The sequence below is a fragment of the Micromonospora inaquosa genome (assembly GCF_003857055.1).
GTDB classification, from domain to species: domain Bacteria; phylum Actinomycetota; class Actinomycetes; order Mycobacteriales; family Micromonosporaceae; genus Micromonospora; species Micromonospora inaquosa.
In genome coordinates, this window is the sequence record NZ_QGSZ01000300.1 from 1 (window position 1) to 22,261 (window position 22,261).

The window sequence follows — 22,261 nt, forward strand, 5'->3', positions numbered from 1 at the left end:
CGGACGACCGGCCGGCACCCGCCGCCGCGCCCCCGCGCCGCCCGACCCCGATGATCGAGTTCGACCGGGTGAGCTTCGGCTACCCGGGTGGCGAGCCGGTGCTGGACGAGGTCAGCTTCGCGGTGCCCGCCGGCACCCGGACCGCCCTGGTCGGCCCCTCCGGCGCCGGGAAGTCCACACTGCTGGCCCTGGTCGAGCGGTTCTACGAGGTGAGCGCCGGTGCGATCCGAATCGACGGTCACGACGTGCGGGACCTGCCCCGCGACGCGCTGCGGGCCCGGCTCGGCTACGTCGAGCAGGAGGCCCCGGTGTTGGCCGGCACGCTGCGGGAGAACCTGCTGATCACCTCCCCGGACGCCACCGACGACCGGCTGCGCGAGGTCCTCGACGAGGTCAACCTGGGGCACCTCGCGCAGCGCACCCCGCAGGGCCTCGACGTGCAGGTGGGGGAGGGCGGCGTCCTGCTCTCCGGGGGCGAGCGGCAGCGACTGGCCATCGCCCGCGCGCTGCTCGCCGGCCCGCCGGTGCTGCTGCTGGACGAGCCCACCAGCAACCTCGACTCCCGCAACGAGGTCGCGCTGCGCCGCGCCATCGACGCGGTGGCCGTCCGCCGGACGCTGTTGATCGTGGCGCACCGGCTCGCGACGGTGGTCGACGCCGACCAGATCGTCGTCCTGGACGGCGGCCGGGTGGTGGCCGTGGGCACCCACGCCGAACTGACCGCCACCGACCCGCTGTACCGGGAGCTCGCCAGCCACCAGCTGCTGGTCGGCTGACTTCGTCCCAGGAAGGCCGACTTGCCGGGCGGCCGGGCCGCGCACGCCGCCCGGAATCGCGTACCGTTGCCGCTCATGGGTGTGTCTCAACGGTTCAAGAGCAAGTTCCGGCGGTTCCTCCAGCGCCCCGGCTCGACCGTGGATCTTGCTCCGCTGGAGAAACTGCTCCCCGCCATCGAGGCGCGCGAGGCTGAGCTCGCCGCGCTCGACGACGCCGAGCTGACCCAGGCCGCGGGCGCCGCCGCCGATTACGAGGAGATCTGCGCCGTCGGCCGCGAGGCCGCCCGCCGTGGCCTCGACCAGCGGCCGTACGACGTGCAGCTGCTCGGCGCGATGTCGCTGCTCTCCGGCAAGGTCGCCGAGATGGCAACCGGTGAGGGCAAGACACTGACCGCCACGGTCGCCGCGTACGGGCACGTCCGGCTCGGCAACGGCCCGGTGCACGTGCTGACCATCAACGACTACCTGGCCCGCCGTGACGCCCAGTGGATGGAGCCGGTCTACACCCTGCTCGGCCTCACCGTCGGTTGGGTCAACGAGGCTTCCACCCCGCAGGAGCGGCGCGACGCGTACGCCTGCGACGTCACCTACGTCTCGGTCAGCGAGGCGGGCTTCGACTACCTGCGCGACCAGTTGGTCACCGACGTGGAAGACCGGGTGCAGCCCGCGCTGAGCACCGCCATCGTCGACGAGGCCGACTCAATCATGATCGACGAGGCCCGGGTGCCGATGGTCCTGGCCGGCGCGGTGCCGGGCGAGCAGGACCCGGTGCACGCCGCCGCCGCGCTGGTCCGTGGCCTGCGCAAGGGCAAGCACTACACGGTCGCCGAGGACGGGCGCAGCGTCGCGTTCACCTCCGCCGGCCTGGCCGCCATCGAGGCCAAGCTCGGCATCGACCTGTACGACGAGGAGCACGTCGCGCAGCTCTCCGCGGTCAACGTGGCGCTGCACGCGCACGCCCTGCTGCACCGTGACGTGGATTACATCGTCCGGGACGGCTCGGTCGAGCTGGTCGACGAGATGCGCGGCCGGGTGGCCCAGCGCCGTCGCTGGCCGGACGGCCTCCAGGCCGCGGTCGAGGCCAAGGAGGGGCTGGACGCCACCGCCGAGGGCGAGGTGCTCGGCACCATCGCCATGCAGGCGTACATCGCGCTCTACCCGAAGGTCTGCGGGATGACCGCCACCGCGGTGCTGGTCGGCGACCAGCTGCGGGAGTTCTTCGGCCTTGAGGTCGCGGTGATCCCGCCGAACACCCCGTGCATCCGCGAGGACGAACCGGACCGCATCTACGCCACCCGGGCCGAGAAGGACGAGGCGCTGATCGACGAGATCCAGCGCTGGCACGCCAAGGGGCGGCCGGTGCTGGTTGGCACCCTCGACGTCAAGGAGTCCGAGGGGCTGGCCGCCGGGCTGAACGCCGCCGGGGTGCCCTGCGTGGTGCTGAACGCCAAGAACGACGACGAAGAGGCGGCGATCATCGCCGAGGCCGGCGCGTACGGCGCGGTGACCGTCTCCACCCAGATGGCCGGTCGGGGCGTCGACATCCGACTCGGTGGCAGCGACCAGGCCGACCAGGAACGGGTCGCCGAGCTGGGCGGGCTCTACGTGATCGGCAGCGGCCGGCACGACAGCCGCCGCGTGGACGACCAGCTGCGCGGTCGGGCCGGCCGGCAGGGTGACCCGGGTGGCTCGGTCTTCTTCGTCAGCCTGGAGGACGACCTCGTGGTCCGGCACGCCGCCGACTCGGTGCCGGCCTCGCCGCGGATGAACGCCGACGGCCTGGTGACCGACGAGCAGGTCGACTACGCGGTGGAGCACGCCCAGCGGGTCGCCGAGGGCGTCAACCACGAGATCCACCGCAACACCTGGCGCTACAGCGTGGTGATCGAGCAGCAGCGCAAGGCCCTCGCCGCGCGCCGCGAGCGGTTGCTGACCAGTGACGTGGCCGCCGTGATGCTGCTGGAGAAGGAGCCAGAGAAGGCCGGCGAGATGGACGAGGACCTGCTCGCCCGCGCGGCCCGCTCGATCGCGCTCTTCCACCTGGACCGGCTCTGGGCCGAGCACCTGGCCGAGTTGTCGGAGGTCCGCGAGGGCGTGCACCTGCGCGCCCTGGGCCGGCTCGACCCGCTGGACGAGTTCCACCGGGCCGCGGTGCCGGCGTTCAACGACCTGATCCCGGAGATCGAGGCCCGCACCATCGCCACCTTCACCGAGACCGAATTCGATGAGGACTGGCAGCCCGACGACGGCACCCTTGTCCGGCCCACCGCCACCTGGACGTACCTGGTGCACGACAACCCGTTCGGGTCCGAGCTCGACCGTCTGATCGCGTCGATCGGGCGGCGGCTCAGCGGCACCTCGCGCTGACGTACCGACCGTTGGGGCCCCGGTCGCGCCTCCGGGCGCGGCAGGGGCCCCGATTTACGCCGTTTCGACCCAGCTTTCCCAGGGTAGTAGGGCTGGTCGGTCGAGTCGGGAGAGAGCAGACGATGACACAGGTGACGATGGTTGCCGGGCGGGCGCTGGACGGCATGGAGGCTGCGAACCGGTGAACCTCGACACGCGGGAACCGGTGGTGCAGACCCTCGGCGTCCTGGAAGCGGCCGCGCTGTTACGGGAACTGACCGCCGGGCTGATCGCCCTGACCGACTTTGATGAGGCGCTGCTGGCGCTGGTCCGGGTCACCCGGGACGCCGTCGCCGGGGTGCGCTGGTGCGGGTTCACCGCGCTGCGGGCCGGCGAGCCGGCCGGGGTGGCCGCCTCCGACGAGGGGCTGGCCGGGCTGGACGACCTGCGACACGGGCCGGACTCACCGGCGATGAGCGCGATCCGCCGCCGCGAGATGATCCTCGCCGCCGACCTGGACGGCGAGCCCCGCTGGCCGGCCTGGACGGCGCGCGCCCGCGACCTTGGCGTACGCGGGGTGATCTCCGCCCCGGTCGACATCGACGACCAGGTGATCGGCGCGATCAACCTGTACGCCGCCGCGCCGGACCTGTTGACCCCGCAACACCAGTTGACCGCGATGCTGCTCGCCGAACACGCCGGTCTGCTGCTCGCCGCCGTCCGCGACCGCAGCCGGCAGCTCACCCTCACTGGCGAACGGGACGCCTCGCTCCTGCGGGACGGAGTGGTCGGCCAGGCCGTCGGCGTGATCATGACGCAGCGCGGGTGCCCACCGGCCGAGGCTCTCGACGTGCTGCGGGCCGCCGCGTCGTCGCTGGACATCCCGCTGCGCGAGGTGGCCGAGCGACTGGTCCGTACGGTCTCCCGCTCACGCGACACCTGACCATCCGCGCCCTGCGTGCGTGCGGGCCCTGTGTCCGCGGGGTCGCCCTGTGGTGATCGACTCGCGTTTCCTGAAGGCGGGGTATCTGGGCCGGTGGGATGGCGCGCTTTCCTGAAAGCCGAGTTGATCAGGGCGAATGGTGTCCGTTCGTCCGGTCAGCGGCGAGTCGGGCGGCATCGTTTCGCTTCGACCCACCCCGGGTAGCACTCTGGCAGGTGAGCTGCGCCGACCAGGGGGAGGACCGATGCAGAGCCGGCTGCGGGTGCAGGGGCACCCAATCCAACCGATGCTGGTGACGTTCCCGCTCGGGCTTTTCGTCAGCGCCGCCGTCTTCGACCTCATCGACGTCGTCGGCGGGCCCGCGTTCCTCGGCGAGGTCGGCTACTGGACGGGCATTGCCGCTCTCGTCGCCGCCGCGCTGACCGCCGTGGCCGGCATGGTCGACCTGTGGGACGTGCCGGGTGACCGTACCCGCCGTACCGCCGTCGCCTTCAACCTGGTGAACGCGGTGATGGCCGCCATGTTCCTGCTCACCTGCCTGGTCCGGTCACACTCCCCGCAACGGGGCGCGTCGGTCGCGATCCTGGTCACCGAGCTGGTCGCGCTGGCCGTCGGCGGGGTCGGCGTGCACCTGGGCGCCCGGCTGATGCGTCAGTTCGACACCGGCCGCACCGAGGTCGGTGGCCTGGACGCGCTCGCCGGCTCCACCGGCGAGATCGCCCGCCCCTGACCCGAGCCGCCAGCCAGGCCCCGCTGGGCGTGGCGGAGCCGGGCCTGTTGGGCCTGCGCGGTCGGGTGGATGCGGCATTGAGCGGTATGCCGCAGAGTCATACTCATCCCTCTGGGGTATGCCGCTCAACCAGCAAAACGACCTCGCGGCAGGTGCGGAGGGTGGTGCTGCCGGCCGGCCGGCTGGCCTCCTGCGCGGGGTCGGCCTTCGGGCGGCTGGTTGGCCTACCATCCGCGGATGACCTCCTCGCTGGACACTCTCCCGAAGATCGGTGCGCCCGCCATCCGGGCCCTGCACGGTGCCGGCTACACCGCGCTGCGTGAGCTCGTGGGCGTCCCTCGGGCGGACCTGGCCAAGCTGCACGGCATGGGCCCGAAGGCCCTCGCCATCCTTCAGGCCGCCCTCGAAGAGCACAAGCTCGGCCTCGGCTGAGATCCACCACCGACGCCGGGGCGGTCCGCGGCAAATGGGTTGCCGCCCGGGTGACCGATCGCGAAGCTGACCGCCATGACTGCCGAGCGTGACGCCGAGGATCTGATCGCGGAGGCCGCCGCCGCGCCCGTCGGTGGTTGGGGCTTCGCCTGGCTGGCCGGCCGGGCCACCGAGGAACGTCCACCCTGGGGGTACGCCCAGCTCGTCGCCGACCGGATGGCGCACGCCGACGCGGCGCTGGACGTGGACACCGGCGGCGGGGAGGTGCTCGCTGAGGTGCCGCGCCCACCGAGGCTGCTGACGGCGACCGAGGCGTGGCCGCCGAACGTGGAAGTCGCCCGACGGACCCTGCGTCGGGTCGGCGCGTCGGTGGTGGCGGTCGCGCCGGACGGGCCGCTGCCGTTTCGCGACGCCTCGTTCGACCTGGTGGTGAGTCGGCATCCGGTGCGTACCGACTGGGTTCAGACGGCCCGGGTGCTTCGGTCGGGCGGGACGTTCCTGTCGCAGCAGATCGGGGCCGGCACCATGCGGGAGCTGAGTGAGGCGATCCTCGGGCCGTTGCCGCCGCCGGCCCAGCGGCACCCCGAGCAGGCGGCCCTCGCCGCCGAAGCCGCTGGCCTGCGCGTGGTCGACCTGCGTCGGGCCACCCTGCGCGCCACCTTCTCCGACATCGGCGCGGTGGTCTGGTTCCTGCGCAAGGTGATCTGGACGGTGCCCGGGTTCACGGTCGACCGCTACCGCGCGCCACTTCGCGCCCTGGACCGCCGCATCGCCGACGAAGGCCCCTTCGTCGCCCACGCCCAACGCTTCCTCATCGAGGCCGTCCGCACCTGACCCGCCGCAGGGTCAGTGGGGGTGGGCCTGGTGGTGGGTTGCCAGGACGTCGGCGCCGAAGTCGCTGGCCGGGCGGCGCAGCACGGTGTGCGCGTGGTTGCCGTCCGCGCTGGTGTTGTCGTACTCGATGAGCAGGTCGTCGCCCTGCACCCGGTAGTAGTGTCGCTGCCCGGGGTGGGTCGGGCCGGCCCAGGCGAAGTGCAGCGGGCCGGCATCCAGTCGGGCCGCCTCCCGGATGGCCAGCTCGGGCGGCAGCCGGTCGAGGTAGAGGGCCACGACCTGATCGAGCAGCGCGCGGCCGGTCGGTCCCAGTCGCTGCGCCGGTACGCCGAGCGGCTCCAGCGGCGCGTCGACCCGCCCACGGGTGGCGCTGATGATGTCGGCCGGCGCCTCGTCGGTGATGATGGCGGCGGCCCGCTCGGCCGGGCCCAGCGCGTCGAGCAGGGCGCGGGCCAGGTCCTCCTCGACGCCGAGTGGGCGGGAGACCGGCCGGCCGGCGTAGCGCACCGCGGCCGGGTTGGCGCCGAAGAAGATCGGCGCGGGGGAGACCTGACCGTCCACCACTGTCATGTTCACCGACAGGTGGTGCCCTTCGAGTCGCCACGCCCAGCGGTCGTCGCGCGCCGGGTCGCCGAAGACCGCCACCCAGTAGTCGGCGCTGTGCCGCCCGCGCTGCCAGCCCTCGGCCCGGTCCAGCACCTCCTCCAGCGAGATGATCGCCATGGCCTGCGCGTACGCCGAGGAGCTGAGCGCGGTGGCCAGCAGCCGGTGCGCGGCCTTGCGGGCGGCGACGTCGAGCTCGGCGAGGCAGACGCCCGGTCTGGGTCGGGGCCGGTATTCCAGCCAGCGGCGGGCCGCCTCGTCGTCGAACGAGTGCACGGCGCTCTCGCGGCCGGCGGGGTCGAGCGCGGTCAGCAGGGCGGTGCCGGCGGCCCGCATCTGCTCCGGCAGAGGATCTTCCACCGACCCTGTATACCGGCCTGGCGGCGCCGGTGTCAGCCGACGCGCAGCAGCTCCGTCATCTCCGGTAGGTCGAAGAAGTGCGCGGTCTCGATGGCCGACGGGTTGCCGTGCGCGGGGTCGGCGCCCGCGGCGAGGAGCGCGTGGACCGCTTCGGTGCTGCTGCGGAAGACCGCCGCGGCCAGTGCGGTCTGACCTCGGTCGTTGGCCCGGGTGTGGTCGGCGCCGCGGCTGAGCAACGCGGCCACCGTGTCCGGGTGGGCGTGGTACGCGGCCAGGATGAGCAGCGTGTCGCCCTTGTCGTTGGTGAGGTTGACCGGCAGGCCGGCGTCGAGTTGTGCCGCCAGCTCGTCGGTGGAGCCGGCCCGGGCGAGGTCGAACATCCGGTGCGCGAACGCCAGCGTCTCGGCATCGAGGTCCTCGGTCACCGGTTCAGGTTAGCCGCACCGGTCCTGATACGTTGCTCGGCCGGCGCGCTGGGGGAGGGGTCCGATGGGTGAGACGGTGTACGTGGGCAACGCGGGTGTCGACGGCGCCACCAACGCCGGTTGGTTGCTCGGGCACTTCGCGCCGCCGGGGGAGATCCGGCACAGCACCGACGTCGAGGTGAAGTGGGGCGTGCATCCGTCGGGGCAGGCCCGGTCGCGGTGGGCGACCGGCGAGGTGCGCACCACTCTGCTCGTACTCGTCGAGGGGTGTTTCCGGGTGGAGTTGCCGGACCGGACGGTACGGCTGGCCGCGCCGGGCGACTACGTGGTGTGGGCTCGTGGGGTGGACCATTCCTGGTTCGCCGAGCGCGCGTCGGTGGTGTTGACGGTGCGGTGGCCCTCGCTGCCGGGCTACCGGGTGGATCCGCCGGTGCTGCGCTGATCGATCCGGCGGGCTGACCCGCGTCCCAGCAGGCGGAATTACCTACTAAACCTATAGGCTTTGCCGTCTAGAGTACGAGGGCACCCCGCCGAACGACCCGCGAGGAACCGCCATGACGCGCCACCGTCCGGAGCCCGACCTGCTCACCGTTGCCGCCCGATGGGCCGACCCGGCCGGCTGGCCGGTCGTGCTGCGGTTCGACCCCGGCGAGCGTTGGTACGCCCGCCTCGCCGGCACCGACGAGCACGAGGTGTGGGCGCTGAGTTGGCTGCCGGGGCAGGGCACCGACCTGCACGACCACGGCGGCTCCTCCGGAGCGTTCCGGGTGGTCAGCGGCGTGCTCACCGAGGAGACGGTCAGCGCCGGCCGACTCTGCCCCCGACTGCTGCGCGCCGGCGTCGGCCGCCGCTTCGGCCCCCGGCACGTGCACCGGGTGACCAACCAGGGTGCCGCGCCGGCGGTCAGCGTGCACGTCTACCGGCCGGCGCTGCTGCGGATGACCCGCTACCACCTCCTGGATGGTCGGCTGCGGGTCGCCGAGGTCGCCGAGGCCGGCCGGTCCTGGTAGTCCGGGCGCATCGAGATCCCCTGTCACCGAGAGGAACCGAGAATGCCGATAACCGCCGAGCACTGTCCCGCCCCCGTGCCGCCGCCGGGCTCCCGGGGCATCGACGAGATCCTGGCCGCCGCCCGGGCCCGGCTGCGCCGACTGGACCCGGAGCGGGCGCACCTGGCGTACCGGGCCGGGGCGCTGCTGGTCGACATCCGCCCGGCCGCGCAGCGGGCCGCGCACGGCGTGGTGCCGGGCTCGCTCATCGTCGAGCGCAACGTGCTGGAGTGGCGCTTCGACCCGCGCTGCCCAGCCCGGCTGCCACAGGCCGTCGACTACGACGTGCCGGTGGTGGTCCTCTGCCAGGAGGGCTACACCTCCTCGCTGGCCGCCGCCGCGTTGCAGGACGTCGGCCTGCACCGGGCCACCGATGTGGTCGGTGGGTTCGTGGCCTGGCGGATCGCCGGCCTGCCGGCCCTCGGCCCGACCCCGCTGCACCACCCCGCACCCCTCGCGTCCCCGGTCAACGCCGGCTGGGCGCGCCGCTGACCGTCACGCCACACCCGGCGTGGCGGGTGTACCGCCACTCAGGAGGCACCATGTCCGTCGTCGCCATCCCCACCCGCCGCCACCCGGGGGCGCGGCCGGCCCGCCCGCGCACCGGCCCGACCCTGACCATCACCCTCGACCTCACCCCGGGGCCGCTGAGCCCTCGGCTGGCCCGGCTGGTGCAGCTGCTCGGCGAACTGGCCGAATCGGGGGAGGGTCAACCGCGTGCCGTGGAGGACGTCGCGCCGGGGCCGCGACCGACCCCGCGCACCGCCGCCGCCGAGCCGTCCGTCGACGCGGACCATGTCCGCATCCTGGCCGGCTCGCGGACGGTCCGCCGGGGCGACCGCGTCATCGCGCTGACCCGCATCGAGTACGAGCTGCTGCTGTTCCTGGCCGAGCGGCCGCGCCGGGTCTTCACGCGCCTGCAACTGCTCTCCAGCGTCTGGGGCTACGAGCACGCGGTGGCCCGGACGGTGGACGTGCACGTTCGCCGGCTGCGCGCCAAGCTGGCCGGCTCGGAGGTGATCACCACGGTCTACGGGGTCGGTTACCGGCTGGCCGACGAGGCCGCGATCAGCGTGGACCACAGCGGCTGAGCGCTGGTCCGGCGGCACGTGACCGGCCTGGTGAACCGGTCGGGGACCCCCGTATCGGGGCATCTCGACGACTCTGCTGTAATCATCAGGCCTCGTACGCAGAGCGAGCATCTGGCTCCGATGTGTTCGTCAATTGTCACATTCATGCAACGCAGCCGCCTCTTGACCCTCGCCCAGGCGCCGGGAAGCATCGATGAAGCGGCGTCCCGGGCCGTGGGGAGATACCCGGACCAGCCCAAGGAGGACCATGTCGGTCAGCCCCGCCTCGTCGCGCGCCGGATGGCATACGTCCCAGCCCGCGGTGCCCGGTCGACCTCCCGGCGGGCAGCGTCGCCCGGCGAACACCGCCGCGCCCGTGCTCACCGTGACGTTGTCCATCCCGCTGGCCTGTGAGGAGTCGCTGACCCCGGCGGCACGGCGGCTGCTCGAGGCCGCCCGGGAGATGCTGGAACGGGGCGAAGGCGTGATCATCGGTTCGGTCCCGGCCGAACGCCGCCCCGACCAGGCGCCCGCCACCCGGTCGGCGGCCCGCCCGATCAGCCCGACCATTCCCGCCCTGCACATCCTCGCCTCGTCGCGCTCGGTGCTGCGCGACGACGAGCCGCTGCCATTGACCCGGCTGGAATTCGACCTGCTGCTGCACCTGGTCGCGCACCCGCGCCGGGTGTTCACCCGGCTGCAACTGCTCAACGCCGTCTGGGGCTACGAGCACGCCGGCGTGCGTACCGTCGACGTGCACGTGCGTCGGCTGCGCGGCAAGGTCGGCGTGGACGTTCCGCTGGTCACCACCGTTTACGGCGTCGGCTACCGGCTGGCCGACGACGCCCGGGTCACCATCGACCGCACCGGCTGACCGGCGTTCGCCGAGCCTCCCGGCGCGGGGCAGGATGGGTCAGGTGCGCATCCGCCCCATCTCGCCCGACCTGCTCGTCACCGAGCTGACCGGTCGGCTGGCCGACGCGGCCACCCGCGTCGCGACCGCCGCCGGGCCCGCGCGGCTACGGGTGGCGGTGGATGGCGCTCCCGCCGCCGGCGCCGACGAACTGGCCGCGGCGCTCGTCGACCCGTTGCGCGCCCAGGGCCACCCGGTGCTGCACGTCCGCGCCACCGACTTCCTCCGCCCGGCGTCGCTGCGCTTCGAGTTGGGCCGCACCAACCCGGACTCCTTCTACGAGGCCTGGGTCGATGAGGCCGGGCTGCGCCGCGAGGTGCTGGACCCGGCCGGTCCGGGCGGCAGCGGCCGACTGCTCCCGTCGCTCTGGGACGCCGACGCCGACCGGGCCAGCCGCGCCCGCTACGTCGACCTGGCACCCGGCGGCGTCGTCCTGGTCAGCGGCCCCCTGCTGCTCGGCGGCGGCCTGCCCTTCGACGTGACCGTCCACCTGGAGCTGTCCCCGGCGGCGCTGCGCCGGCGTACCGAAAAGGCCCAGGAGTGGGCGCTGCCGGCCTTCGACAGGTACGCCGAGGAGGTCGTCCCGGCGAGCTTCGCCGACGTGGTGGTACGCGCCGACGACCCCCGCCGACCGGCGCTCGTGGAGCCCGGCACGCCCGGCTGACAACAACCGGGATCCGGTCGGTTTGCGCGGCTGATCGGGCGGGTACTCGCCCGGCTCACAGAGCGCGGGTCACCGCCCGCGTACCGAACGCGACCGTGACCGAGGCCCCGCGCCGCCGGCATCCGGTTCACCTTGAGGCAGAGGCCCAGAAAGGCAGGCAGCGATGCTCGTCCACGACACGGTCGGTACCACCCGGTCCCAGACGGAGATCGAGCAGATCCGGGAGTCGCTCCAGGCGCGCTACGACGAGCTGACCGGGGAGTACGACCAGGCGGTGCTGCAGAGCCAGGTGCTGCGGCTGGTGGAGGTCGGCGACACCGCCGGCGACGACCAGGCCGACAGCGGCACCAAGACGGCCGAGCGGGACACCGCCCAGTCCCTGCTGCGCACCATCCTCGACCGTCGCGCCCAGTACGAGCACGCCCTCGGCCGGCTCGAGGAGGGCACCTACGGTTGGTGCGAGGGCTGCTCGGCGGCGATCCCGGTGGAGCGGTTGGAGATCTTCCCGTCCGCCACCACCTGCGTGACGTGCAAGCAGACCCGCGAGCGGCGGGCGGCCTGAGGCACACCAGCGGTTGCCGGTCGGTCCGCGACGCGATGGACTTGCACAATGGGTGACATCCTGGTGGGCACCGCGTCCTGGACCGACCGCACACTGCTGGACTCGGGGTGGTATCCGCAGACCGCGGACACCCCGGAGAAGCGGTTGGCCTACTACGCCCGGCAGTTCCCGCTGGTCGAAGTGGACGCCACCTACTACTCGCCGCCGGCTGAGGCGACCGCTCGGCTGTGGGCCGAGCGCACCCCGGCCGGCTTCACCTTCAACATCAAGGCGTTCAGTCTGCTCACCGGGCACCCCACCCGGGTGAGCGCGCTCTACAAGGACCTGCGCCCCGAGACCGACAAGAAGAACGTCTACCCCGACGACCTGCCCGCGCAGTCGTACGAGGAGGTGTGGACGCGCTTCCTGTCCGCGCTGGACCCGCTGGTCGAGGCCGGCAAGCTGGGCGCGTTGCTGTTCCAGTTCCCGCCCTGGTTCACCATCAAGCGGGCCAACAAGCAGTACCTGCTGGAGGTGGCGAAGCGCTGCGCGCCACTGCGCCCGGTGTACGAGTTCCGGCACGCCTCCTGGTTCGACGGCGATAACGCCGACGAGACCCTGGCGTTCCTGCGCGAACACAAACTGCCGTACGTCTGTGTGGACATGCCGCAGGGCCACCGCTCGTCGCTGCCCCCGGTGCTGGCCGCCACCGCGGATCTCGCGGTCATGCGGTTCCACGGGCACAGCGACAAGTGGACGAGCAAGGACATCCACGAGAAGTTCGGCTACCACTACTCCAAGCGGGAGTTGGCCGACTGGGCGCCGAAGCTGCGCGAACTGGCCGACCAGGCCGGGCAGACCCACGTCCTCATGAACAATTGTTACCGCGACTACGCGCAGACCAACGCGAAGACCCTCGCCGGTCTCCTCGACGTCGACTGACCTCACCCGATTCGGGTGGTGCCACCTCACCCGCGCCGTGGGGAGGGTGGACGCGGTGGGTACGGCCGCGTGTTGACGGCCGACGCCGGAGACGACACGGAGGTGACGGGGATGACGGTTCGACTGGTGACGGATCGACGGCGCGGTGCCGTCCTACATGTGGTCGGTGCGGCCGACAACGCTCGGCGCGCCCCGCAGGGCAGCCCGGTGCGGGCCCGCCGTGGGCCGGTGGGGCCGCCGCGCCGCGCCGACGACAGACGGTGGGACACCACGGAACGGGGGTCGACCGATGGCTGACGCGATGATCTCAGCGTTCGAGTCCTCGCTGGACAAGACGAACCTCATTCTCAAGGACATCGAGAACGCCTACGGCTGGCCGAAGGAACGGCGCAACCAGTCGTACGCGGCGCTGCGCACGGTCCTGCACCTGCTGCGCGACCGGCTGCCGGTGGACGAGAGCGTGGAGTTCGCCCAGCAGTTGCCGGTGCTGGTGCGGGGGATCTACTTCGACGGCTGGGTGCCGTCCGACGTGCCGATCAAGCTCAACCGTGACGACTTCCTCTACGAGGTCCGGCAGGGCTTCCCGTACGACGCGGAGGGCGGCCCGGAGCGGGTGACGCAGGTGGTGCTGGACACGCTGCGCCGCCATGTCACCCAGGGCGAGTGGCAGGACGTGAAGGACACCATGCCCAAGGACCTCGCCACGATGATGCCGTGACGGCCTGACCCCGCGAGCCCGCCCGACCACCGTCGGGCGGGCTCAGTCGTCGGCGGCCTCGGCGGCGGCGGGCACCCGGGACACCGGGTGCCCGGCCCGACGGGCCAGCGCGGCGAACGCGATGGCGTCCACGATCGCGGCGCCGCCCGGGTCGTTGTTGAAATAGACGTACGCCGGCTCGTCCGGGCCGAAGGCGTCGGTCAGCCGGCCCACCCAGGATCGCAGGGCGGCCCGACCGTAGCGGGGCCACGGCCGCGCCCGCCCCTCGTGCAGCCGCAGGTAGCCGAAGTCGGTGGTGCGCCAGCGGGGGGCGACCGGGCGTCCCAGCCGGTCCGCCCAGACCAGCGCGGCCCGACGCCGTTCCAGCACGGCTCGGGTGGCGTCGGTCCACCAGGAGGGGTGCCGGGGCTCGACGGCGACCCGCACCTCCGCCGGGAAGAGTCGCAGCGTCGCGTCCAGCGCCTCGACGTCCGCCCGTAGGTTCGGTGGCAGTTGCAGCAGCACCGGGCCGAGCCGGTCGCCGAGGGCGGTAGCGCGGCCCAGGAACCGGGCCACCGGCTCCGCAGGGTCGCGCAGCCGCTTGATGTGGGTGAGGTAGCGGCTCATCTTCACCGCCACGCAGAAATCCGCCGGGGTCCGCGCCCGCCAGGCGGCGAACGTGTCCCGCTCGGGCAGCCGGTAGAAGGCGTTGTTGACCTCGACGGTGGCGAACCCGGCGGCGAAGTGCTCCAGCCAGAGCCGTTGCGGCAGACCCTGCGGGTAGAAACGACCCCGCCAGTCCCGGTACTGCCAGCCGGACGTGCCCACCACGATCACCACCCCATCCTGGCACTCTGTGCCGCCGCTCGCGAACTGCCCGTGTCGCCCCGGTTCGGCGTCTACGGTGAGGGTTAGAGAAGATCGCGCGTGGGGTACCACCCGCAGCACGACGGACCCCGGCGTACGGCGGGGCGGCACACCCGAGGGAGTACCAATGGCACTCAACGATGACGACATGCAGACCACCGGCGGCGGCGGCGTGGAGGGCCCGGCCGACGGTGGCGCGACCCCCGGTCAGCACGACGGTGGCGCCGATGGCGGCGCGGAGGGTCCCGCCGACGGTGGTGCCACCCCGGGTCAGCAGGACGGTGGCGCCGATGGCGGCGCGGAGGGTCCCGCCGACGGTGGTGCCACCCCGGGTCAGCAGGACGGTGGCGCTGACGGCGGAGCGGAGGGTCCCGCCGACGGTGGTGCCACCCCGGGCCAGCAGGACGGTGGCGCTGACGGCAGCGCCCGGTAGCGGCACGCCATGACGTACCTCGACCCGCCGGGCGGCCACCACGGCCGCCCGGCGGTTTCGTCCTCCGCCGACGCCACCGCCGCGTTGGCCCGCTGCGTCTCGGTCGAACCGGCCAAGTTCGCCGCCGCACACTGGGGGCACACGCCGCTGCTGTCGCGCGCCGCCGACCTGCCCGACCCGGCCGGCTTCACCGACCTGCTCAGCCCCGCCGACGCCGACGAGCTGCTGAGTCGGCGCGGTCTGCGTACCCCGTTCCTGCGCGTCGCCAAGGACGGCCAGTTGGTCGCGGCTGCGCGCTGGACCGGCGGCGGCGGCGCGGGCGCCGAGATCGGCGACCAGGTGCTCGACGAGCGGGTCCTGGAGCAGTACGCGTCCGGGGCCACCCTGGTGTTGCAGGGTCTGCACCGGATCTGGCCGCCGCTTGTCGACTTCGCCCGCGACCTGGGCCTCGCGCTCAACCAGCCGTTGCAGATCAACGCCTACCTGACGCCGGCCGGGAGTCAGGGCTTCGCCACCCACTACGACACCCACGACGTGTTCGTGCTCCAGGTCGACGGCCGCAAGCACTGGCGCATCCACCCGCCGGTGCTGCCCGACCCGCTGGAGAAGCAGCAGTGGGGCGGCCGCGCCGACGAGGTTGCCGCCACCGCGCAGGGCCCGGCCGCGCTGGACGTGGTGCTCGCCCCCGGTGACGCCCTCTACCTGCCGCGGGGGTGGCTGCACAGCGCGCAGGCCCAGGACGCCAGCTCGCTGCACCTGACCGTGGGCATCCGCGCGCTCACCCGGTACGCCCTGGTCGAGGAGCTGTTGGCGCTGGCCGCCGAGGACCAGCGGCTGCGGGCCAGCCTGCCGTTCGGCACCGACGTCGCCGACCCGGACGCCATCGAGCCGGAGCTGACCGAGACCGTGGAGGCGCTGCGGGACTGGCTGCTGCGCGCCGACCCGGGCGCGGTCGCCGCGCGGCTGCGCCAGCGTGCCTGGCCGGCCGCCCGCCCGGCACCGATCCGGCCGCTCGCCCAGGCCGACGCGCTGGCCACTCTGGACGCCGACACCCGGGTCACAGTGCGGCCGGGTCTGCGTTGGCAGCTCGTGCCGCACGGGGACGGCCAGGTGGCGCTGCGGCTGTTCGACCGGACGATCACCCTGCCGGCGGAGTGCGAGGCGGCGGCACGTGTCCTGCTCAGCGGCGCTGTCACCCGGGTCGGTGACCTGCCCGGTCTGCCCGACGACGCCGACCGGGTCACCCTGACCCGCCGGCTGCTCCGCGAGGCGGTCCTGGTCCCGGCCTGAGCTGGTGACCCTCGGCGGCGATCAGCTCGATCCGGAGGGTGTTGCTGACCTCGTCGGTCAGCTCACCCTCCGCTCCGAACGAGATGCTGCCCTGGCCGGTGACGCCGAAGACGAGTTCCACCGCGCCGGCCTTCAGCACCAGCGGGTCGTCGCCCCCGGCGCCGGCGGCGACCACCGCGCGGATCGTGGCGATCGCGTCCACGAGGGTCGCCTCGACCGCGCTGTGGCGTAGCTCGTGCCGCTCGTGGAGATCCTCGGCGACGAGCGTGATGTCGATGGTGTGGGTCTTCTGGTGGGCTCGGCTGCCGCCCACCTTGACCTTCCAGCCGATCACCGGCACCCGGAGATCCAGGCCGCCGCCGAGCTTCGTGGTGGCGACCGCGCTCAGGATCAGCTGAACCGAGGCGACCCGCAGGTCCCGACCCTCGTCGGTCGTCGAGACGCCAGCCTGCTTCACGGCGTTCTTTACCGCCGACACCAGATCCTCGACCGGTACGCTGCCGTCGGTCACGTCCATGCCGCACCCTTCCCTTTGCACAAGATGATCGCCGACCGGTCAGGCTGCGGTGGCGAACGGGTCGCCGTAGACGGTGTAGGCCAGCCAGGTCGGGTCCAGCGGATCGTCCTGCTGGTCGGTTCGCGCGGCGAGGGCAGCGGCGCCGAGCGTGGCACCCTCGGCAAGGGACCGATAGAACGCGGTCGCGAAACGGGCGGAACTGTCCGAGCGCACCGCCCAGAGCGTGCCGACGAACGCGCCCGCCCCGGCCGACATGAACTGCTGCGCCCAACCGAGCATCCGGGTGTACGTCGGCGCCACCCCGGCACTGCGGCACGCGTTGATGAACACCAGCGGGCCGGCGCCCGCCAGCACTTTGCGGATGCTGGCCTCGGCGAGCAGGGTCGGCTTGAACCGCCCGCCGTCCATGTCGATGTAGGAGCCGTCCGGGGAGAACGTGTTGTGGCAGGCGAAGTGGGTTGCGCCCAGCACCCCCGAGTTGATCAGCGAGAGCAGGTCGGCCGCGCTGGTGATCGGCGCGCGATCGGCCGCACCGAGGATCGCGCGGATCGCGGCGACCTCCTCGTACGCCCCGGTGGGGGCCCTCGTCGGCACCACGAAGCGCGGGTTTCCCAGGCTGACCTTCGCGCTGCGTTGCTGTCCGTAGGTGCGGCGCACCACCGGGACCTGTTCGACGAGGAAGCCGGAGTCGTGCTGGGTGCTGAGCGGGTACAGCAACTCCCACGGCACCACGTCGTGATCGGTGGCGATGGTGAAGGCGCTCATGTCGGGGCCGACCTGCCAGAACTGGTCGCGCACGTCGGCCGGCACCATCTCCGACCACAGTTGGATGCCCGCCGACCGGATCACCTCGCGGGTCATTCTCGCGTCGTAGCCTGATCCGCCTCCGGCGAGCTGCTGCAACTCCCTGATCGCGTTCTCCACCGCGGCGTTCGGGGCGTTCGTGACCGACTCGATGACCGGGGCGAACAGCGCGGCGTCGGAGCGTAGCTGGAACGCGTACCGGCTGCCGTCGAACCGCACCTCCATGGTGACCTCGCCCGGCCGCGCCCTCGCGACACCCAGCGGCGCCGTCCTCGCCCAGCCGTCGCGAAACGGCCCACGGGCGGCGACGGAGACCTCGACGGAGACCTCACCGAGGAACGTGCCACCGGCCCAGGCCGTCACGTCGATACGATGCAGACCGGGAGTACGCGCCGCGAAGCCGAACCGGACCGGTGGCGGATCCCCGTCCGGCTTGACCAGCACAGTTTGCTGAAGCGGACCCTCTGCGTGCAGGCCGGCAGGGGCGTGGGCGGTCAGCGTCACGCGTGTGCCGTGGTCCGCGACGGAGAAGTTGGCCAGCGTCGTGATCACGGCGTCCGGGTGCACCGACCGTCCGTCGCTGACGAGTCGGACATCCAGGGTCAGGTCCTGTCCTGTCGGGACGCTGCTCGGCGCCCGCGCCACCAGCAGCCGCTCCCGCTGCCTGTCGGCGCCCGAGAAGGCCGATGACGCCTCATCTGCCGGCTTCGACGGTGACGGCTCTGCGCCGGTCGACGGCTTTGCGCCGGTCGACGGCTTTGCGCCGGTCGACGGGGGAGGGCCGGTCTGCGGCTCTGCGCCGGTCGCCGGCGGAGTGCCGGTCGCCGGCGGAGTGCCGGTCGCCGGCGGAGTGCCGGTCGCCGGCGGAGTGGCGGGCCCCGGCCGTTGCTCGTGCCGCCGGAGTGACTCGATTTCTGCGGCATACGGGATCCAACCCGTCGTAGGCAGATCCCGGGCCTGATCCAGGTCCCGCTCGCCTCTCTGATCCGGGCGCCGCTCTCGTTGCCGCTCCCGTTCTCGTTCGAGTCGCCTCTCCTGCACATACCCACTGCCGCGCTCGTCGAGCGTCAGCCGCACACGCCTGGCGTACAGGCTGATGCCCCCGGGGGCGGGGACGGGGCGCGCGAGCCGCCGGTCGATCGCGGCTTCGGCGGTCGCCACCTCGTCGAGTGTGAACTCCCGGCTGATCGGCCGGCAGACGTCCAGTAGGGCGTCACGGACCGTAGCCAGGACGTCCGACGTGCGCTCCCGGATGGCTTCCGCCGGGTCCGTGACCCGGAAGCTGACCTCGATGGACGCCTCGACGTAGTACGTCTCGTCCCTCGTCGGCAGCCGGACGTCGAGGACGGTTTCGTGGTCGCTGACGTCCACCTCATAGCGGGTCACGTACCTGCGGGTAGCGAACCGCTCTGTTCGCCGGTCGCTGTCAACGACCTCCAGGTCGCCCCCGCGGGTCAGGTAGGCGACCGCCGTGGAAGGGTGCGCCGGGCGAGGCATGAGCAGCCGCACCGGCTCTTCGCCGAGGATCAGTGAGATCGCGGGCGCGGCGGCCTCGGTCTCCACGCCGAACCTCGCCACCATCGCGTCGACAAGACGCTGGACATCCTCCTGGACCGCCCACGAGTGGATGCGGTGGCGCTCGCGGTCAAGAAGCGGCCCGAGCGGCCGGCGCGGCACGAGTAACGGTGCCTCAGGTAGCGGATCGGTGCCCTCGACCAACACCGCGACGATCGGAATTCTCAGCTCCAGGGCGGCCTCGATCTCCCAATCGACATCGGCCACGATCTCCCACGGTGAATGGCCGGGGACAGCCACGGCGGACCGACCGATGATGACGACGAGCGCTGCCGAGTTCACCAGGTGGCGTCGAACCTCGGGCGGGACGTCGGTGGTGATCGGCCTGCCGAGGAAGACGTTGCCGCGACCGAAGCGCGAGGCCAGAGCGGCGGCAATCAGGCGCGCAGCGTCGCTGTTGTCGGCGCGGAGACTGAGGAAGAAACTGGCCATTTCCCGTACGGTATCGAAGCTTGCAACCCAGAGTCGGGGCGCCGGTGGTCGGCTATTCGACAATGGACCGTGGATGGTCGGCCCGCGCTCAGCGGGCGAGCACGATTAGCAGCACTGTCGTGACCACCCCGGCGCCGATCACCACGCTGATCGGCCGAGGGCCGAGCACCGCGTGCCGGCGGTCGGCCAACACGCGGGCCGGCACCAGGCCGACCAGGGGCCCGAGCAGCGTCACCACCAGCGCCAACACCGGCAGCCCGACCGCGAGGTCGCCGCCGTAGCCGACGCCCAACGCCCGCGCACCCGCCCCCAGCGCGTACGCCAGCACACCGCCGGCCACCCCGCAGAGCGCCAGCAGCGGGTTGACCGAGCCCGGCAGTTCGCCCGGCTGCCCGGCCCGGTCGAGCAGGTCACGGGCCCTGGCGAGCAGCGGAACGGGGTCGGGGGCCCCGGTGCCGTAGGCCGGGGCGGGCGGGCCACCGAGTCGGCGCGCGCCGAGGCGGGAGCGCACCTGCGCCCACAGGTGGGCCACCTCGGCGTCAACGCGTTCCTGCTGCTCGCGGGCCGCGACGAGCTCCTCCTCGGCATCGCGGAGTTGCTCGGCGGCCTCGGCGACGGCCCGATCGGCGGCCTCGCACTGCCGCTCGTACCAGGTGTGCGCCTCGGCGCGCTGCTCGGCCACCCGCGCGGTCAGCTCGGCCAACCGCCGCAGCTGGGCCGCGTACGTCTCGCTGGTCACCGGTTCGTTCATCGTGTCGGTCCATACGGGATGATCACCTGTCCGGTGCGGTGGACCGCCCGGTCGAAGAAGAGTCCCCGCCACGGGCGGGGATACCAGTCCGGGCCGCCGGTGCCCGGGTAGAGCGAGGAACCCAGCTCCCCGCCGTGCGCGTCCAGGGCCACCCACGCGCCGATCTGGTCCGTGCGTGCGGCCGGCCCACCCAGGTCGGCGCGCATCCGGGCGACACCCCGCCACCAGGCCAGCACGTGCGTGCGCCGCTCCGGCCCGTCGTGCAGGACCCGGCGCAGCTGCTCCAGACCGGTCCGCCGACCCGCCCGGACGGCCAGCGCGCCCGCCGCCGCGTCGACAGCGAACAGCAGCAGGTAGTGCGGGCTCCCCGGGCCGCCGCTGAGCCCGTCGGCCGTCTCGGCCATCAGCTCGCCGACGGTCTCCTCGTCGTACCAGGCGGCGTCGTCGGCCAGGTCGTCGTACAGGGCGCGGGCCACCGGGTCGGCGTCCGCATCGAGGCAGGCGATGGAGAACCGGGCGGTACCGGGCGGGTGCTGGCGGGCCAGCGACCGGGCCGCCGCGTCCAGTACCGCGCAGGCCTCGTCGACCCGGGTGCCGAGCACCGCGAGGTTGCGGCCCGGGGCGCGCGGCAACCGCAGCGCCGCCGAGCGGGACTGCACGTCGATGATCTCGCCGAGCAGCGCCACCGGGTTACGCGGCCCGCTCCCGTCCGGCGGCACGGCCAGCGCCCGGAAGTCCGGGGCGTCGCTCAGGCGGGGGATCGCGTCGCCGTCGAAGAGCCGGGCGGGCGCCGCGTCGGGGGCGCGCATCAGCCACAGCCGGTGCTGCAACCCGCTCCAGGTCTCCCAGTCGCTGGCCGACGGGATGCGGGCGACCTCGTTGCCCTCCACCATGCCCGACTCGGCGTTGACCACAGCGTGCCAACGCGGCAGGGACTGCGCCGCGTCGTTGCGCTCGGCGAGGATGCGCAACGCCTTGGGCAGGGCGATGCGCAGGGTGAACTGGGCGACCAGCGCGGGCCGGCCCCACAGCGCCTCGATGCCCCGCACGTCCTGCGAGGCGAGGACCAGATGGATGCCCTGGGACCGGCCGCGCCGGGCCAGGTCCTCCAGCAGGTCGGCAGCCTCCCGGGCGACCACGTCCCGGCCGGCCAGCAACATCTGGAACTCGTCCACCACCGCCACGATGCGGGGCCAGTGCCCGGTCGGGTCGACCGCCCGCAGCTCGGCCAGCTTGGTCACCTCGTGCTTCTTGGCCGCGTCGGCGCGTCGACGCAACTCCTCGGCGAGGAAGCGCAGCAACGCCAGCCCGAACTCCCGGTCGGTGTTGACGTTGATGCCGACCAGGCGCATGTGCGGCAACCAGCTCGGGTCGCGCCGGCCCTGCGCGAACCGCGCGAAGGAGACCCCCTCCTTGAAATCCAGCAGGTAGAACTCCAGCTCGGCGGGGGAGTAGCGGGCCGCGAGGGCGCCGATCCACGCGAAGATCAGGTTGGTCTTGCCGGTGCCGGACGGCCCGCCGATCAGCGCGTGCGGCGGATAGTCGCCCAGCGTCACCCGCACCGGCCGGCCGTGCGGACCCTCACCGATCGGCGCGGTCAGCCCGTCGGCGGAGTCCTCCCGCCACATCAGCTCCGGCGGGGGCAGCAGGTCGGTGAAGGGGGCCGGCGGCGGGCCCGCGTTCACCCGGGCCGCGACGTCCCGGCAGGTCTCGGTGACCAGCGCCGCCGGTGGCGGTGGATCCAGCCGGACCGGCAGCCCGGCCGAACCGCCGATCCGCGCGCCGGACACCCCGGCCGCCACCCGGGTCACCGTCGGATCCTCCGGCAACACCGCACCGTGCACCACCAGGTGTACGCCGCAGGCCGCGCCCGCCCGCACCACCCGATCCAGTTGCCCGCGCTCGTGCCGGTTCAGCTCCTCCCCACCGAGCAGCACCGCCACCCGCCACGGTTCGGGTCGGCGGCCGGTCGCCGCCGCCAGTTCGCGCAGCGACGCGTACTCGCCGGCGAGGACCGTCTCGTTGATCCGGCGGATCTGCTCCACCAGGTCGTCCAGCAGCGGGCCCAGCCCGCCCGGCCCCACGAAGGTGAGCAGCCCCGCCGTGCCCAGCGGTGCGAACCCGGCCAACCCACCACCGAGCTGGTCCGGGTCGTAACCGATCAGTCGTACCGCCCCGGGGTCGGCGCGGCCGACGGCCCGCAGCAGCAACGCGGCCACCACCGCGTCGCAGCCGGCGCGGTCGTCCCCGGAGAGGTGGACGTGCCC

General features: G+C 73.1%; 25 protein-coding genes. 18 read left to right on the forward strand and 7 right to left on the reverse strand.

What is annotated here, in order from left to right:
• From DLJ59_RS27510 to DLJ59_RS27535, 6 genes are all read left to right on the forward strand, one after another.
• On the forward strand, positions 1–776 hold a 776-nt coding region (locus DLJ59_RS27510), incomplete at its 5' end, for an ABC transporter ATP-binding protein (protein ID WP_148096971.1).
• 75 nt (positions 777–851) lie between these two features.
• Entirely contained in the window at positions 852–3,143 is a 2,292-nt protein-coding gene (gene secA2, locus DLJ59_RS27515) for an accessory Sec system translocase SecA2 (protein ID WP_124775957.1), read from the forward strand.
• A gap of 181 nt (positions 3,144–3,324) precedes the next feature.
• Positions 3,325–4,065, forward strand: coding sequence for a GAF and ANTAR domain-containing protein (locus DLJ59_RS27520; protein ID WP_124775959.1), 741 nt, complete (start codon positions 3,325–3,327; stop codon positions 4,063–4,065).
• A 244-nt stretch (positions 4,066–4,309) separates the two neighbouring features.
• Complete coding sequence (locus DLJ59_RS27525) at positions 4,310–4,795, forward strand: DUF2231 domain-containing protein (RefSeq protein WP_124775961.1); 486 nt, start codon at positions 4,310–4,312, stop codon at positions 4,793–4,795.
• 237 nt (positions 4,796–5,032) lie between these two features.
• Entirely contained in the window at positions 5,033–5,227 is a 195-nt protein-coding gene (locus tag DLJ59_RS27530) for a helix-hairpin-helix domain-containing protein (protein WP_124775963.1), read from the forward strand.
• A gap of 75 nt (positions 5,228–5,302) precedes the next feature.
• On the forward strand, positions 5,303–6,061 hold the full coding sequence (locus DLJ59_RS27535) for a class I SAM-dependent methyltransferase (RefSeq protein WP_124775965.1): 759 nt from the start codon (positions 5,303–5,305) through the stop codon (positions 6,059–6,061).
• Positions 6,062–6,073: 12 nt separating this feature from the next.
• On the opposite strand, the gene DLJ59_RS27540 is transcribed toward DLJ59_RS27535, so the two are convergent.
• Positions 6,074–7,024 carry a DUF3500 domain-containing protein gene (locus tag DLJ59_RS27540; RefSeq protein ID WP_208648853.1) on the reverse strand — a complete coding sequence of 317 codons (951 nt, stop codon included), beginning with the start codon at positions 7,022–7,024 and terminating at the stop codon, positions 6,074–6,076.
• 32 nt (positions 7,025–7,056) lie between these two features.
• Positions 7,057–7,404 carry an ankyrin repeat domain-containing protein gene (locus tag DLJ59_RS27545; RefSeq protein WP_425271466.1) on the reverse strand — a complete coding sequence of 116 codons (348 nt, stop codon included), beginning with the start codon at positions 7,402–7,404 and terminating at the stop codon, positions 7,057–7,059.
• A 109-nt stretch (positions 7,405–7,513) separates the two neighbouring features.
• On the opposite strand from DLJ59_RS27545, the gene DLJ59_RS27550 reads away from it, so the two are divergent.
• The 10 genes from DLJ59_RS27550 to DLJ59_RS27595 all read left to right on the forward strand — a co-directional run bounded on the left by DLJ59_RS27550 (position 7,514) and on the right by DLJ59_RS27595 (position 13,346).
• Complete coding sequence (locus tag DLJ59_RS27550; RefSeq protein WP_124775969.1) at positions 7,514–7,891, forward strand: signal peptidase I; 378 nt, start codon at positions 7,514–7,516, stop codon at positions 7,889–7,891.
• A 112-nt stretch (positions 7,892–8,003) separates the two neighbouring features.
• Complete coding sequence (locus DLJ59_RS27555) at positions 8,004–8,459, forward strand: cysteine dioxygenase (protein ID WP_124775971.1); 456 nt, start codon at positions 8,004–8,006, stop codon at positions 8,457–8,459.
• A gap of 42 nt (positions 8,460–8,501) precedes the next feature.
• Positions 8,502–8,990 carry a rhodanese-like domain-containing protein gene (locus DLJ59_RS27560; protein WP_124775973.1) on the forward strand — a complete coding sequence of 163 codons (489 nt, stop codon included), beginning with the start codon at positions 8,502–8,504 and terminating at the stop codon, positions 8,988–8,990.
• 50 nt (positions 8,991–9,040) lie between these two features.
• Positions 9,041–9,589 carry a winged helix-turn-helix domain-containing protein gene (locus DLJ59_RS27565; protein ID WP_124775974.1) on the forward strand — a complete coding sequence of 183 codons (549 nt, stop codon included), beginning with the start codon at positions 9,041–9,043 and terminating at the stop codon, positions 9,587–9,589.
• Positions 9,590–9,836: 247 nt separating this feature from the next.
• On the forward strand, positions 9,837–10,442 hold the full coding sequence (locus DLJ59_RS27570; protein WP_124775975.1) for a winged helix-turn-helix domain-containing protein: 606 nt from the start codon (positions 9,837–9,839) through the stop codon (positions 10,440–10,442).
• A 43-nt stretch (positions 10,443–10,485) separates the two neighbouring features.
• Positions 10,486–11,145 (forward strand): nucleoside/nucleotide kinase family protein, encoded by a 660-nt coding sequence (locus tag DLJ59_RS27575; RefSeq protein WP_124775977.1) that lies wholly within the window; start codon positions 10,486–10,488, stop codon positions 11,143–11,145.
• A 163-nt stretch (positions 11,146–11,308) separates the two neighbouring features.
• Positions 11,309–11,707, forward strand: coding sequence for a TraR/DksA family transcriptional regulator (locus tag DLJ59_RS27580; protein WP_124775979.1), 399 nt, complete (start codon positions 11,309–11,311; stop codon positions 11,705–11,707).
• Positions 11,708–11,755: 48 nt separating this feature from the next.
• Positions 11,756–12,628, forward strand: a complete 873-nt coding sequence (locus DLJ59_RS27585; protein WP_124775981.1) for a DUF72 domain-containing protein — start codon at positions 11,756–11,758, stop codon at positions 12,626–12,628.
• Between the two features lie 111 nt (positions 12,629–12,739).
• On the forward strand, positions 12,740–12,925 hold the full coding sequence (locus DLJ59_RS27590) for a hypothetical protein (RefSeq protein WP_124775983.1): 186 nt from the start codon (positions 12,740–12,742) through the stop codon (positions 12,923–12,925).
• Positions 12,918–13,346 carry a DUF2267 domain-containing protein gene (locus DLJ59_RS27595; RefSeq protein WP_124775985.1) on the forward strand — a complete coding sequence of 143 codons (429 nt, stop codon included), beginning with the start codon at positions 12,918–12,920 and terminating at the stop codon, positions 13,344–13,346. The genes DLJ59_RS27590 and DLJ59_RS27595 overlap by 8 nt, the downstream gene beginning before the upstream one ends.
• A 42-nt stretch (positions 13,347–13,388) precedes the next feature.
• Here the strand turns inward: DLJ59_RS27595 and DLJ59_RS27600 are convergent, their stop codons facing one another.
• Complete coding sequence (locus tag DLJ59_RS27600) at positions 13,389–14,162, reverse strand: DUF72 domain-containing protein (RefSeq protein WP_208648854.1); 774 nt, start codon at positions 14,160–14,162, stop codon at positions 13,389–13,391.
• Positions 14,163–14,319: 157 nt separating this feature from the next.
• Between DLJ59_RS27600 and DLJ59_RS27605 the strand changes: the two genes are divergently transcribed.
• Together DLJ59_RS27605 and DLJ59_RS27610 are read left to right on the forward strand one after the other, a co-directional pair.
• The gene (locus DLJ59_RS27605; RefSeq protein ID WP_124775989.1) at positions 14,320–14,625 is read left to right on the forward strand and encodes a hypothetical protein; all 306 of its coding nucleotides are present in this window, start codon (positions 14,320–14,322) and stop codon (positions 14,623–14,625) included.
• Between the two features lie 9 nt (positions 14,626–14,634).
• Complete coding sequence (locus tag DLJ59_RS27610; RefSeq protein ID WP_124775991.1) at positions 14,635–15,915, forward strand: cupin domain-containing protein; 1,281 nt, start codon at positions 14,635–14,637, stop codon at positions 15,913–15,915.
• On the opposite strand, the gene DLJ59_RS27615 is transcribed toward DLJ59_RS27610, so the two are convergent.
• From DLJ59_RS27615 to DLJ59_RS27630, 4 genes are all read right to left on the reverse strand, one after another.
• The gene (locus DLJ59_RS27615) at positions 15,866–16,432 is read right to left on the reverse strand and encodes a trypco2 family protein (RefSeq protein ID WP_124775993.1); all 567 of its coding nucleotides are present in this window, start codon (positions 16,430–16,432) and stop codon (positions 15,866–15,868) included. The two genes, DLJ59_RS27610 and DLJ59_RS27615, sit on opposite strands and share 50 nt — an antisense overlap.
• Before the next feature lie 39 nt (positions 16,433–16,471).
• Complete coding sequence (locus tag DLJ59_RS27620; protein WP_124775995.1) at positions 16,472–19,243, reverse strand: CHAT domain-containing protein; 2,772 nt, start codon at positions 19,241–19,243, stop codon at positions 16,472–16,474.
• Positions 19,244–19,331: 88 nt separating this feature from the next.
• Complete coding sequence (locus tag DLJ59_RS27625; protein ID WP_124775997.1) at positions 19,332–19,994, reverse strand: hypothetical protein; 663 nt, start codon at positions 19,992–19,994, stop codon at positions 19,332–19,334.
• Positions 19,991–22,261: FtsK/SpoIIIE domain-containing protein (locus tag DLJ59_RS27630; protein ID WP_124775999.1), on the reverse strand; the 2,271-nt coding region annotated here is incomplete at its 5' end. The genes DLJ59_RS27630 and DLJ59_RS27625, both read right to left, overlap by 4 nt.